This window comes from Pseudomonas sp. URIL14HWK12:I5 (genome assembly GCF_900176445.1).
GTDB classification, from domain to species: Bacteria; Pseudomonadota; Gammaproteobacteria; order Pseudomonadales; family Pseudomonadaceae; genus Aquipseudomonas; species Aquipseudomonas monteilii.
This window is the reverse complement of sequence record NZ_FWXQ01000004.1, coordinates 260,603-272,596: the sequence shown is the minus strand read 5'-3', so window position 1 is coordinate 272,596 and position 11,994 is coordinate 260,603. Positions and strand designations below refer to the sequence as shown.

Here is an 11,994-nt window from a genome sequence, read left to right as displayed (position 1 = left end):
CGAAGTGGGGGCCGCCAAGCGGGCCCCGGTTCTGTGGCAAACTGTCTCCGCCAAGGAGAACCCCATGCCCAGACCCCGCTGCGAGCGCTGCCAGCGCCCGCTCGACCATTGCCTCTGCCCACTGATCCCCGCGCTCGACAGCCGCACCCGCGTCATCCTGCTGCAGCACCCCAGTGAAACGGCCCATGCCCTGAACACCGCGCGCCTCGCGGCCCTTGGCTTGAACAATGCCGAGTTGCGGATTGGAGAGGTGTTCGATGACTTGAGTGAACTGTTGGCGACCCCCGGTTACCGGCCGGCTCTGCTATTCCCGGGTGACGACGCCCAGGTGCTCGCGGCGTATAGCGAAGCCGAAGACAAACCCTTGCTGCTGATCGTGCCCGACGGCACCTGGCGCAAGGCGCGCAAGCTTTTGTACATGAATCCGTTGCTGCAGGGGTTGCCGAGAGTCACCCTGGGGGCCGTCACGCCTTCACGTTACCGGCTGCGCAAAGCGCCGGAAGCGGGGGCATTGTCGACTATCGAGGCGGTGGTGGGGGCATTGAATACGCTGGAGCAGCCGGCCTGCTTCGATGCACTGCTGGCGCCGTTCGAGGCGTTGATCGAGGGGCAGATCAAGGCGATGGGGATGGAGACGTTTGAGCGTAACCATGGCACCGAGTGAGGGCTGGGGGCCGCAAAGCGGCCCCCGAATCTCAAACCCGATCAACGCATCTCGGGCAGGCGCGCCTCGGTGCGTACTTCAGTGGTAGCCAGGGCCTCTGGCGGCAGCGAGATGTGTTGCTTGCTCAGCAACTCACCCATGGTCGCCAGCACGCGGTAGCGCGAGAACTCCTCGGTATAACGCACTTCGGTGTAGCGGCGGTCGGCGTTGTACAGTTCGTTTTCACTGTCCAGCACGTCCAGCAGGGTACGCTGGCCCAGGCCGAACTGGTCCTGGTAGGCAGCACGCACGCGCTTGGTGGTCTCGGCATATTCACGCGCGGTCGGCAGCTGCTTGCTGGCGTTGTTCATGGCGTTCCATGCCAGGCTCAGGTTTTCGGTCAGCTCACGCAGGGCGTTGTTGCGGATGTCCAGGGCCTGGTTGATCTTGTGCGCGTCAGACTGCAGGCGGGCCTTGTCACTGCCACCGCGGAACAGGTTGTAGTTCATCTCTACACCGGCCTGCCAGTCGTTGTTGTTGTGGCCTTTCTCGCCGCCGGTGTTGTTGTTGGCACCGGTTGCCAGAATGGCGTCAAAGCGCGGGTAGAAAGTCGACTTGCCCACTTCGTACTGCTGCTCGGCCGCGTTGACGTCAGCCTGGGCAGATTTGATGTAGGGGTTGTTCTGACGCATGCTGTCGCGCGCGCCGTCGAGGGTGTCAGGCACCTCGGCCTTGATGGTCTGCGGGCTTTCCAGTTCGTCCGGCATGCGGCCGATCACGCTGAAGAAGTTGGCCTCGGCATCGGCCAGGTCGACTTCGGCGGTGTCCAGGTTGTTTTCTGCCAGGGCGCGACGTGCGCGGGACTGGTCGAGGTCGGCGGTGCTGCCAACGCCGCGCTCGTTACGCAGGCCGATCTGGTCGTTGACGCGCAGGTGAGCTTGCAGGTTGTTCTTGGCCAGGGTTACCAGCTCGCGGCGCTTGAGCACTTCCAGGTACACCTCCACGGCACGCAAGGCGACATCCTGGGCAACGGCCTGGGTGTAGTAGGCACGGGAGGTGGAGACTGCCTCGGTACGGCCCACTTCATTCGAGGTGTTGAAGCCGTCGAAGATCATCTGCCGCAGGCGCAGCTCAGACTGGGTGTAGTTGAGGGTTTCCTTGTTGTGGTTACCCTCGGCACGGGTAGTGGCGTTGTCCGAACGCTGGCGGCCATAGCCAGCGACCAAATCCACGGAAGGGTAGTAGCCACCACGCGCAAATTTCACGTCCTCATCGGCCGACAGCTTGCTGTTGCGGTTGGAGCTGACTTGTGGGTGGTAGTCCACGGCGCTCTGGACGGCCTCGGTGATCGACATCGCCTGTACGTTGGCACTCGCCAGGGCCAACAGTAATGCACTGGTGATGGGGTTCAAAACGCGCATGGTACATCTCCCTGATCCTGGAATTGATCCTGCTGCTCGCCAAAAAAATGACGATAATGTTATCGCGTATAGTGTTGCAGGTTTTTAACAACACAGCTAAGTACATTCAACGCAATATGTAAGAAGATTTATTCATATCAAACTGCAATATAAGATCTTTATTGTCTAAAAAAGACACCAATAAGTGCTGATGGCGAATGCGCGTAAGGCTTACAAAGCCAGTGTCTGCAAGGCTTTCGCGAGGTTCCAGAATTATTCTGGATAAAGGAAGTATCCGTTAGGCGAAAGTGATATTTGGCGACAAAAAAATGTCACTTTGGCTTGTGAAGGGTTTTCTGTCTGAGGATGTACAGGCTGACCAGCACGGCGCTGGTCAGCATGAATGCGCGCGCCCAGAAGAGGGGAACCAGATAGCACGACAGACCAATGCTGGCCCACATCAGGCCGATGGCGTAGACCTTGCCCTTGAGGGGAATGCCTTCTCCACTGAGGTAGTCGCGAATCCACGGCCCGAGCTTGGGGTGGTTGACCAGCCAATGGTGAAAGCGCGGCGAGCTGCGGGCAAAGCAGGCTGCCGCCAATAGCAGGAAGGGGGTGGTGGGCAATACCGGCAGGAAAATCCCCAACACCCCCAGCGCAACGCTGAGCCAGCCGATGGCCAGCAGCAGGTAGCGCACAGGCAGATTAGTGGTGGCGTGGTTTGAGCAGCGCCGGTTTTTCGTCAGGGGCGTGCAGCAGCAGGAACAGCGCGGTCAGCGCTTCGGGGATCTGTACGATCATGTCGTCCTGCAGGTGGGCGTTGCTGGCGATATCGGCGAACTCTGGCTGTTCGTCGAACAGGCCCGAGCCGACCATGATCGGCAGCAGCATCTCGCTCACTTCTTCTTCGGCGTTCTCGAACCAGGCTTCTTCACGCAGGAACACGCCTTCCATGAAGCCGATGCACCAGCCCCGCAGATCGGAATCGTCCGGCTCGTCGGTCAGGTCCAGGTCGCAGGGCAGTTCGAATTCGTCGTCGCTGGCCAGCTGGCGGGCGATGTGCGCCTTGAGGGCAACCAGCGTCGCCTCGATTTCGGTGCGCTGGGCATCGCTGCTGTAGTGCGGCTCTTCGGCGAACAGGGCGTCGATCCACTCGCGCTCCGGTACATCCTCGGCATTGATCGACAGGGCGGTGAGGTAGCCGTGTGCGGCGACATAGTCCAGCGCTTCTTCGTGCAGCTCGTCGGCGTCGAGGAAGGCTTGCAGGCGGGTCAGTTGCTCGGCGAAGGACATTACAGGGCTACCTTGGGGAATAAACGATAACGAATTCTAGCACCTTGCAGCGGCAGCGGGGCAAAGGGAACGTCTATCGCCGTGGTGCCCTGCGCGGTGCGGTGCTGCGGTATACTCCGCGGTTTTTCATCCAGGGGCAGGGTTTACCGGTCGCCTGGCAAAAACCGCTTACGCTTTTGGCGTATGCGGGGCGGGTTTTTCGTCCAGCCTGTTTCCAGGATGGTACGGCGATTTGGAGTTGCACATGCTCGAACAGGCTCAGCGCGTTCTCAAGGACATCTTCGGCTACGACAGTTTCCGAGGGCGCCAGGCAGCAATCATCGAATGCGTGGCCAACGGCGGCGATGCCTTGGTGCTGATGCCCACCGGCGGCGGCAAGTCGTTGTGCTTCCAGGTACCGGGGCTGCTGCGCCCCGGCCTGACGGTGGTGGTTTCGCCACTGATCGCCTTGATGGATGACCAGGTTGCCACCCTTGACGAGCTGGGCGTGCCGGCGGCTGCGTTGAACTCCACGCTGACACCTGAGCAGCAGCGTGACCTGGCCGGGCGCCTGCGCCGTGGCGAAGTGAAGATGCTGTACCTGGCGCCGGAGCGCCTGGTGCAGCCGCGCATGCTCGACTTCCTGCGCGACCTGGACATTTCGCTGTTTGCCATTGACGAAGCCCACTGCGTCTCGCAATGGGGCCACGACTTCCGCCCCGAATACCTGCAACTGGGCCAGTTGGCCGAGCTGTTCCCGCATGTGCCGCGTATTGCGCTCACCGCCACCGCCGACATGCGAACCCGCGAGGAAATCGTCCAGCGCCTGCACCTGCAAGGCGCCGAACGCTTCCTGTCGAGCTTCGACCGGCCCAACATTTTCTACCGCATCGTGCCCAAGGAAGCGCCGCGCAAGCAGTTGATGGCCTTCCTGGGCGAGCGCCGCGGCAACGCAGGCATCGTCTACTGCCTGTCGCGCAAGAAGGTCGACGAAACCGCCGCCTTCCTCTGTGACCAAGGCTTCCCGGCATTGCCGTACCACGCTGGCCTGGCGGCCGAGACGCGCGCGGCCAACCAGCACCGCTTCCTCAACGAGGAAGGGCTGATCATGGTCGCCACCATTGCGTTTGGCATGGGCATCGACAAGCCCAACGTGCGCTTCGTTGCCCATCTCGACCTGCCCAAGTCGCTTGAGGCCTATTACCAGGAAACCGGTCGTGCCGGCCGTGACGGGCTGCCCTCCGATGCCTGGATGGCCTACGGCCTGCAGGACATGGTGATGCTCAAGCAGATGCTGCAGAACTCCGAAGGTGACGAGCGCCACAAACGCATTGAGCAGCACAAGCTCGATGCCATGCTGGCGCTGTGCGAGGAAACCCGCTGCCGCCGCCAGTCTCTGTTGGCCTATTTCGACGAAACCCTCGAACAGCCCTGCGGGCATTGCGACAACTGTGTCGACAAAATCCAGACCTGGGACGCCACAGAGCCGGCCCGCCAGGCCCTGTCGGCGGTGTTCCGCACGGGTCAGCGCTATGGCGTCGGCCACCTGGTCGATGTGTTGCTGGGCAAGGACACCGAGAAGGTACGCAATTTCGGCCACGAGAAGCTATCGGTTTTCGGCGTTGGCAAGGGCCTGGCCGAGGTCGAGTGGCGTTCGCTGTTCCGCCAGCTGGTGGCACGCGGCCTGGTCGATATCGACCTGGAGGGCTATGGTGGCCTGCGCTTGTCCGACAGCTGCCGGCCGCTGCTGCGTGGCGAGGTCACCCTGCAATTGCGCCGCGACCTCAAGCCGCAGACCACGGCCAAGGCTTCGTCCTCCAGCGGCGGCAGCCCGGCCAGCCAGCTGGTGCGTGCCGAAGAGCGCGAGCTGTGGGAAGCGCTGCGTACCTTGCGGCGCAAGCTGGCGGAGGAGCACAGCGTGCCACCCTACGTCATCTTCCCCGACTCGACGTTGCTGGAAATGCTGCGCAGCCAGCCCGTCAGCCTCAGCGACATGGCCCAGGTCAGCGGCGTGGGTGCGCGCAAGCTGGAGCGCTATGGCCAGGCATTCCTCGAAGTGCTGAACAACAGTGGCGGCACCGACGAGGCGCCGAAAGTGGTGCTCGACCTGCGCCACGAGTTGGTCAGCCTGGCGCGCGCCGGCATGACGCCGGCGCAGATCGCCGGGCAGCTCAACTGCAGCGAGAAGAACGTGTATAGCCTGCTGGCCGAGGCACTGGGCCGCCAGGAACTGAGCCTGGACCAGGCCCTCGACCTGCCGGAAGACCTGCTGATGGAAGTGCAGGACGCCTTCCTGGATGGCGAAGGCGAGCTGCCAGCGGTGTCGGCCATTGCGCCGTTGTTCGGCGCTCGGGTGCCGGAGGGCGTGCTGTATTGCGTGCGTGCAGCGTTGGCGGCGGAGTTCGAGCTGTAAACGGCGGCAGGATCGAAGGCAGAAGCGCCATCCGCTGACCTTTGTCATGCTTTTTGACGATTATCGTACACGCCCGCGCGCCCGAGCCTTGCCTCGTGGCGCCGGCCATGGTTAGCTGCCTAATAATTAGATCCATTCAATGAGTTGCTTATGCCCCTTACCGACAACCAACACCGCTTTGGCATGCAGCTGGCCCAGATGTCCCGGGGTTGGCGTGCCGAACTGGATCGCCGCCTGGCTGGGCTCAACCTGTCCCAGGCGCGCTGGCTGGTGTTGCTGCACCTGGCCCGTTTCGAAGAAGCCCCGACCCAGCGTGAGCTGGCCCAGAGCGTGGGCGTTGAAGGCCCGACCCTGGCGCGCCTGCTCGACAGCCTTGAGGCGCAAGGGCTGGTACGTCGGCAGGCGGTGCTGGAGGACCGTCGGGCGAAGAAGATTGTACTGTGCCCGCCAGCCAAGCCACTGATCGACCAGATCGAGACCATTGCCAACCAACTGCGGGTGGAGCTGTTTACCGGGGTGGACGAGGCGGACTTGCAGGTGTGCATGCGGGTGCATGCGAAGATTCTGGCCAACCTCGAGAAATCCTGAGGGCCCTTGGGGCCGCAAAGCGGCTCCATTGTTCAGAAGGTATGCCCAAGGTTCAGGTAAACCGCCTGTTCATGCGCACTGTTGGTGCCATAGCTGAAGTTCAGCGGCCCCAGCGGCGTCTCCAGCCCCAGGAAGATGCTCGCCGCATTGATGTACCCGCTGTCGAACTCATTGTCGTTGTTCCACGCCCGCCCACGTTCCAGCGACCCGCCAATGTACAGCGGGAAGTCCAGCGGCACGTAGGCCCGTGGCGTCAGCCGGCGGTAGTAGACCATGCGCATCAGGCTCACGTTCTGCCCCGACACCGAGTCCTGGCGGAACCCTGACAGCTGCCGCGCGCCACCGATCACGAAGCTTGACGTCACCACTTCGGCGTCATCCAGCGTGCGCCCGTAGCGCCCGCCCAGCACGAAGGTGTTCGGCCCGCTGCTGATGGCCTTGTCCAGGTTGAACAACCACTGCCGATAATCCTGGTCCGAGTCCAGCGACTTGTCGTACTTGCGCAGGGTCAGGCCTATGTCCTCGCCGCTGTGGGGGAAGTACACGTTGTCGAGGGTGTCGAACGAGTACTTCAGCTCGTAGAAGCCTTCGTTGAAGCTGACTTTGGGCAGGTCCTGGTCGCCGATGCGCACCTCGGCCTCGCCCCACGCCTTGCCCACACCCAGGCGCACTTCGCCGTTGGTGCCGATCTGCCGGCCAACATTCAGGCCAAAGCCGTAGCGCTCCAGGCGGTACTCGGCGATGGGGTCGTTGTCCAGAGTGGCTTCGATGTTCTGCGAGCCGAAGTCCAGGTACGGCGCGATGAAGTAGCGTGAGCCCACGTCCAGCGGCTGGTAGAACTCACTGTACAGCTCTTGCTGGTCTCCGATCTGGCCACGGGTCAGCCATTCGGCACCCAGGCTGTTGATGCCGTTGACCCGGTAGCTGGCACCCAGGTTGAAGGCACTGTCGCCACGCAGGTCGTCCGACAGGTTCAGGCCCAGGCGCAAGTAGTCGGTACCGCCGCGTCGGCCGCGGGCATTGATCACCAGCGTGTTGTCGTCGCCCTTGTGCACCACGCGGTACTGCACCCGATCGAAGTAGTCCAGGCCGTACAGCGTGCCCATGTCGGTCTGCAGGCGGTCCAGTTCCAGCGGGGCATCGATCGGCTGGCGAATGTACGAGCGGATCACATCGTCGCTGACCTTGGAGTCGTTCTCGATCCGGATCGCGGTAATCACCGGTGTGCGCTGACGCGGCGAGCGGGCCACGGCCAGGCTGCTGTCTTCGGGCTGGCGCAGGCTGGCAAGGCGCGGGTCGAGCAGGCGGGTGGCGCGATAGCCAGCGTCGATCATGTCCCGGGCGCGGCCGAAGTCGGTTACACCAAACGCGGTCAGCGAAGGCTGGATGAGGATATCGTCGCGGTGCAGGCTGGCCAGTTGCTCTTCCGAGTTGCGCCGGGTCATCAGGGTGATCGACTGGTTGAGCACGTCGACCACCGTGGCCAGTTGCTTGCGGTCGCGCAGCGGGGTGCCGATGTCGACCACGATGGCCAGGTCCACGCCCATTTCCCGGGCCACGTCCAGCGGGATGTTGTCGACCATGCCGCCGTCCACCAGCAGACGACCCTCCAGTTCGACCGGGGCGAACACGGCGGGGATCGACATGCTGGCACGGATTACCTGGGGCAGGTGGCCGCGACGGAACACCACTTTTTCACCACTGGCAATGTCGGTGGCCACGGCGCGGAAGGGGATGGGCAGCTTGTCGAAGTCGCGTGTGTCGGCGGTATGCGCCAGCTTGCTCTCCAGCAGCAGCGCGAGGTTCTGGCCCTGAATGACCCCCAGCGGCAGGCCCAGGCTGCCGTCGTCGCGAAAGCTGAGCTTCTGTTTGACGAGGAAATCGCGGTCATCCTGCTTGCGTCGGAACGGCACGTCCTTGCGCGGTGGGGCATCGGACAGGGCCTGTTGCCAGTCCAGTGTGGTGGCGAGCTTTTCCAGCTCTTCGACGCTGTACCCCGAGGCGTACAACCCGCCGACCACAGCCCCCATGCTGGTGCCGGCGATGGCGTCAATGCGCACGCCTTGTTCTTCCAGGGCCTTGAGCACGCCGATATGGGCCAGGCCACGGGCCGCACCACCAGACAACACCAGCCCGACCTTGGGCCTGGCCGGTTCGGCGGCAATTGCCGTGAGGCTGGTGAGGGTGAGCAGAAAGCAGAACAGCAAACGGCGCATCGTGAGTCTCAAACCGTGGGCTAAAGACCGCTAGTATAAGCGGCCCCTTACCTGGAGATGCGCCACCATGGCCGACAGCAAGCCGGAAATCGTCATCACTTATTGCACCCAGTGCCAATGGCTGCTGCGTGCTGCCTGGCTGGCCCAGGAACTGCTCAGCACCTTCGCCGACGACCTTGGCCGGGTGGCGCTGGAGCCGGGCACTGGCGGTATCTTCCGCATCACCTGCAATGGTGTGCAGATCTGGGAGCGCAAGGCCGACGGCGGCTTCCCCGAGGCCAAGGTGCTGAAGCAGCGGGTACGTGACCAGATCGACCCTCAGCGTGACCTTGGCCATAACGACCGCTGATCACGCACCTTCGGGCAGTGGCTGCTTGGGCGGCTGCTCGGCGGCCAGGCGGCTGGACAGCACGATGGCGAAGATGATCAGCGCGCCGCCCAGTAGCATGCGCAGCGTCGGGGTTTCGGCGAACACGACCCAGGCCACGGCAATGCCGTAGACCGGTTCCATGCCGAACACCACGGCGGCGGTACGCGCCTTGATTACCGCCAGGCTGGCCACGAACAGGCTGTGCGCCACGCCGGTGCAGAAGATGCCGAGCAGGGCGATCCACAGCCAGTCCATGGCTGCCACGTCTGCCAGGCCCGGTGCTGCGAAGGGCAGCAGGCACAGGCCCACCACCAGGTTTTGCCACAGCGCAGCCTGAACCGCAGGCAAGCGCCCGGAACCGGCGCGGTTGGTGAGTGACAGCAGCGAGAAAAGCAACCCGGAAAGCAGTGCCCAGAGCAGGCCGCCCGTGGCTTCGCTGGCCAGATCGAAGGCCGGCGTGACCAGGACCAGGCCTATGCTGACCAGCAGTACCAGCACGGCCTCGTTGCGGCGGATGCGTTCGCGGAACAGCAGGCCTTCGAGGATGACGGTAAAGGCCGGGAAACTGGCGAAGCCGAGGGTGGCGATGGCCACGCCGCCGACTTTGACGGCGATGAAGAAGCTGACCCAATGGCCGGCCAGCAGCACACCACCGAGCAGCAGGCGGCGGATGTCCTGACTGCTCAGGCGTTGCCAGCCCGGGCCGGCGAGGCTGGCGAACAGGGCCAGGGCAAGCACGGCGAAGGCGGCGCGGCCGAACACGATGATTGCCGGGCTGGCGCTGGCGGCCAGTTTGCCGAAGACGCCGGTCAGGCCGAAGAACAGCGCGCCAATGTGCAGGGCGCCGAGGGCGGTGCGGTGGTTCATGGTGGTCCTTGCTCAAGATCTCTAATGGCTGTGCCGGCCTCTTCGCGGGCTTGCCCGCGAAAGGGCCGGTACAGCCAAAGTGTAAAGGTTCAGGCAAACCCGTTCTGTCGCAAGACTGCTGTCAGTTATCGCCAGGCTCGCGCCGCAACGCCAAAGGCGTACACCCGAACGCCCGCAACATCGCCGCCGAGAACGCACTCTGCGAGCTATACCCCACCTGCGCAGCAATCTCCCCCATCGGCAACAAGGTTTGTGTCACCAGCCGCCGCGCCTTGAGCAAACGTCGCTGGCGAATGTAGTCCATCGGCGTCATGCCACATTCCACCATGAATCGCGCATGCAGCCGGGCACTGGAAAGCCCGGCCAGCCGCGCCAGGTCGGCCACCTGCAGCGGGTAGGCGGCATGCTGCTCGATATGCGCATCGAAGGCCGCATAGGGCAGGCGCCGGCTGGCGGTAACGCTGGCTGCTGCGTTGGAGTTGAGGCTGGCCAGCAGCAGCGCCGCGCCTTGCCGGGCAATCAGCGGGTCGTCCATGGGGCTGGCCGCCAACCAGTCCACCAACTGCTGCTGGCGGTCGTCCAGGCCCAGCGCGGCAGGGCAGTCGAGCAGCCGGCGGCTGGCATCGGCATGCTCGCCCAACTGCTCGTGCAACCACTGCTCGCCAGGCACATCGAGCACCAGGCAGTGGCTGCCGCCGTCGCTGGCACAGGTGTGGTGCGCGCCGGCCGGTACCACGACCAGTCCCTGCCGATCGATGCCGGCGCCTTGCCCTTGCACCTCGAACTCCAGGCGGCCGCGCAGGCCGAACACCAGTTGCGGGTGTTCGTGGCTGTGGGCGATCAGGCTGTGGCGGTAATGGCGCAGCGAGAGGATCGGGCCGGCGGTCATGGGAGGTCCTCGCAGGGCAGAAGCCCATTGTGCCTCATTCGCTGCACACCATCACTCGTCACCGTTTTGCCACGGCGCTGTCACGCGCGCCTGCCAGTCTCCAGCAAACTGCGCCGGAGCCTGCCCATGACCCATGCCGAACTGTCCCGCCCCTCGCGCAAGCAACGTGTGCGCACCCTGTGGATCTCCGACGTGCACTTGGGCACTCGTGACTGCCAGGCCGAACACCTGTCGCAGTTCCTCAAGGGCTACCAGGCCGACCGGGTGTACCTGGTCGGCGATATCATCGATGGCTGGAAGCTGCGCGGCGGCATCTACTGGCCACAAGCCCACACCAACGTGATCCGCCGGCTGCTGACCATGAGCAAGCGCGGCACCGAGGTGATCTATGTCACCGGCAATCATGATGAATTCCTGCGCCGTTACTCCAGGCTGATACTGGGCAATATCCAGCTGGTGGACGAGGCCGAGCACCTGACCGCTGATGGTCGTCGGCTGCTGGTGATTCATGGCGACCAGTTCGACGTGATTACCCGTTACCACCGCTGGCTGGCGTTCCTCGGTGATCGCGCCTACGAGTTCACCTTGGTGCTTAACCGCTGGCTCAATCACTGGCGTGCGCGGTACGGCTATGGCTACTGGTCGCTGTCGGCGTACCTCAAGCACAAGGTAAAAGGCGCGGTGAACTTCATCAGCGATTTCGAGGATGCCATTGCCCACGAGTGCACCCGACGTGGTTTTCACGGTGTGGTGTGTGGGCATATTCATCACGCTGAAATCCGCAAGGTAGGAGAGGTGGAGTACCTCAATTGCGGCGATTGGGTGGAGTCATGCACGGCGCTGATCGAGCATTGGGATGGCAGCATCGAGCTGTACCGCCTGGCGGATGCCCAGGCACGGGAAGCGCAGGTAGCCGCGGCGATGCGAGAACCGGCATAGAGGGCTGCTGTGCAGCCCAGTTGCCTACAGGCTGATCTTGCCCAGCAGGATATCCCTGAACATCACGAAATCCCCTATCAGGCTGTAAAGCGGATAGGTAAAGGTTGCCGGCCGGTTCTTCTCGAAAAAGAAATGCCCGACCCAGGCAAAGCCGTAGCCGAACAGTGGCACGGCCAGCAACAGCAACCACTTGCCACTGCCAATGGTATAGGCCAGCAAGGCAATCACCAGGCTGGTGCCGACAAAGTGCAGGCGGCGGCAGGTGGGGTTGCTGTGTTCCCCCAGGTAGTACGGATAGAACTCGGCAAAACTGCGAAACTGCGCTGTGCGGTTCATGGCAGTGCTCCGGGATTAATACTTCTGGACAAGATGCACGGCGTGGAGCCTGATTCGAGTC

At 63.3% G+C, this 11,994-nt stretch carries 12 protein-coding genes; 5 read left to right on the top strand and 7 right to left on the bottom strand.

The features are described 5' to 3' along the window. Positions 1 to 64: 64 nt before the first annotated feature. Positions 65 to 664, top strand: a complete 600-nt coding sequence (locus tag B9A31_RS11705; protein ID WP_019099638.1) for a tRNA-uridine aminocarboxypropyltransferase — start codon at positions 65 to 67, stop codon at positions 662 to 664. Between the two features lie 41 nt (positions 665 to 705). Here B9A31_RS11705 and B9A31_RS11700 read toward each other — a convergent pair whose 3' ends face one another. The 3 genes from B9A31_RS11700 to B9A31_RS11690 form a co-directional block, all read right to left on the bottom strand. Next, on the bottom strand, positions 706 to 2,064 hold the full coding sequence (locus B9A31_RS11700) for a TolC family outer membrane protein (protein WP_019099637.1): 1,359 nt from the start codon (positions 2,062 to 2,064) through the stop codon (positions 706 to 708). 311 nt (positions 2,065 to 2,375) lie between these two features. After that, a complete protein-coding gene (locus B9A31_RS11695; protein ID WP_027609408.1) occupies positions 2,376 to 2,741 on the bottom strand; it encodes a YbaN family protein in 366 nt (121 codons plus the stop codon). Positions 2,742 to 2,748: 7 nt separating this feature from the next. Next, positions 2,749 to 3,336 (bottom strand): YecA/YgfB family protein, encoded by a 588-nt coding sequence (locus B9A31_RS11690; RefSeq protein ID WP_019099635.1) that lies wholly within the window; start codon positions 3,334 to 3,336, stop codon positions 2,749 to 2,751. Positions 3,337 to 3,580: 244 nt separating this feature from the next. Between B9A31_RS11690 and recQ the strand changes: the two genes are divergently transcribed. Both recQ and B9A31_RS11675 read left to right on the top strand, forming a co-directional pair. Next, the gene (gene recQ, locus B9A31_RS11680) at positions 3,581 to 5,728 is read left to right on the top strand and encodes a DNA helicase RecQ (protein WP_019099634.1); all 2,148 of its coding nucleotides are present in this window, start codon (positions 3,581 to 3,583) and stop codon (positions 5,726 to 5,728) included. 150 nt (positions 5,729 to 5,878) lie between these two features. After that, positions 5,879 to 6,316 carry a MarR family transcriptional regulator gene (locus B9A31_RS11675; RefSeq protein ID WP_016711876.1) on the top strand — a complete coding sequence of 146 codons (438 nt, stop codon included), beginning with the start codon at positions 5,879 to 5,881 and terminating at the stop codon, positions 6,314 to 6,316. A 32-nt stretch (positions 6,317 to 6,348) separates the two neighbouring features. Here B9A31_RS11675 and B9A31_RS11670 read toward each other — a convergent pair whose 3' ends face one another. Next, entirely contained in the window at positions 6,349 to 8,532 is a 2,184-nt protein-coding gene (locus B9A31_RS11670; protein ID WP_019099633.1) for a patatin-like phospholipase family protein, read from the bottom strand. Positions 8,533 to 8,599: 67 nt separating this feature from the next. Between B9A31_RS11670 and B9A31_RS11665 the strand changes: the two genes are divergently transcribed. Next, entirely contained in the window at positions 8,600 to 8,881 is a 282-nt protein-coding gene (locus B9A31_RS11665; protein WP_003259082.1) for an Rdx family protein, read from the top strand. Here the strand turns inward: B9A31_RS11665 and B9A31_RS11660 are convergent, their stop codons facing one another. Both B9A31_RS11660 and B9A31_RS11655 read right to left on the bottom strand, forming a co-directional pair. Beyond that, positions 8,882 to 9,769: a DMT family transporter gene (locus tag B9A31_RS11660; RefSeq protein WP_016711874.1), complete on the bottom strand. Its 888-nt coding sequence runs from the start codon at positions 9,767 to 9,769 to the stop codon at positions 8,882 to 8,884. Positions 9,770 to 9,890: 121 nt separating this feature from the next. Then, positions 9,891 to 10,658: a helix-turn-helix domain-containing protein gene (locus B9A31_RS11655; RefSeq protein ID WP_084297004.1), complete on the bottom strand. Its 768-nt coding sequence runs from the start codon at positions 10,656 to 10,658 to the stop codon at positions 9,891 to 9,893. 126 nt (positions 10,659 to 10,784) lie between these two features. Between B9A31_RS11655 and B9A31_RS11650 the strand changes: the two genes are divergently transcribed. Beyond that, complete coding sequence (locus B9A31_RS11650) at positions 10,785 to 11,597, top strand: UDP-2,3-diacylglucosamine diphosphatase (protein WP_025753876.1); 813 nt, start codon at positions 10,785 to 10,787, stop codon at positions 11,595 to 11,597. Positions 11,598 to 11,621: 24 nt separating this feature from the next. Here the strand turns inward: B9A31_RS11650 and B9A31_RS11645 are convergent, their stop codons facing one another. Beyond that, positions 11,622 to 11,933: an Mpo1-like protein gene (locus B9A31_RS11645; RefSeq protein ID WP_016711872.1), complete on the bottom strand. Its 312-nt coding sequence runs from the start codon at positions 11,931 to 11,933 to the stop codon at positions 11,622 to 11,624. Positions 11,934 to 11,994 lie beyond the last annotated feature (61 nt).

What these genes read in the sequence shown, in the direction of transcription:
- B9A31_RS11705 (WP_019099638.1), top strand. Translation starts at nt 65, where the DNA reads ATGCCCAGACCCCGCTGCGAGCGCTGCCAGCGCCCGCTCGACCATTGC.
- B9A31_RS11700 (WP_019099637.1), bottom strand. Translation starts at nt 2,064, where the DNA reads ATGCGCGTTTTGAACCCCATCACCAGTGCATTACTGTTGGCCCTGGCG.
- B9A31_RS11690 (WP_019099635.1), bottom strand. Translation starts at nt 3,336, where the DNA reads ATGTCCTTCGCCGAGCAACTGACCCGCCTGCAAGCCTTCCTCGACGCC.
- recQ (WP_019099634.1), top strand. Translation starts at nt 3,581, where the DNA reads ATGCTCGAACAGGCTCAGCGCGTTCTCAAGGACATCTTCGGCTACGAC.
- B9A31_RS11675 (WP_016711876.1), top strand. Translation starts at nt 5,879, where the DNA reads ATGCCCCTTACCGACAACCAACACCGCTTTGGCATGCAGCTGGCCCAG.
- B9A31_RS11670 (WP_019099633.1), bottom strand. Translation starts at nt 8,532, where the DNA reads ATGCGCCGTTTGCTGTTCTGCTTTCTGCTCACCCTCACCAGCCTCACG.
- B9A31_RS11665 (WP_003259082.1), top strand. Translation starts at nt 8,600, where the DNA reads ATGGCCGACAGCAAGCCGGAAATCGTCATCACTTATTGCACCCAGTGC.
- B9A31_RS11660 (WP_016711874.1), bottom strand. Translation starts at nt 9,769, where the DNA reads ATGAACCACCGCACCGCCCTCGGCGCCCTGCACATTGGCGCGCTGTTC.
- B9A31_RS11655 (WP_084297004.1), bottom strand. Translation starts at nt 10,658, where the DNA reads ATGACCGCCGGCCCGATCCTCTCGCTGCGCCATTACCGCCACAGCCTG.
- B9A31_RS11650 (WP_025753876.1), top strand. Translation starts at nt 10,785, where the DNA reads ATGACCCATGCCGAACTGTCCCGCCCCTCGCGCAAGCAACGTGTGCGC.
- B9A31_RS11645 (WP_016711872.1), bottom strand. Translation starts at nt 11,933, where the DNA reads ATGAACCGCACAGCGCAGTTTCGCAGTTTTGCCGAGTTCTATCCGTAC.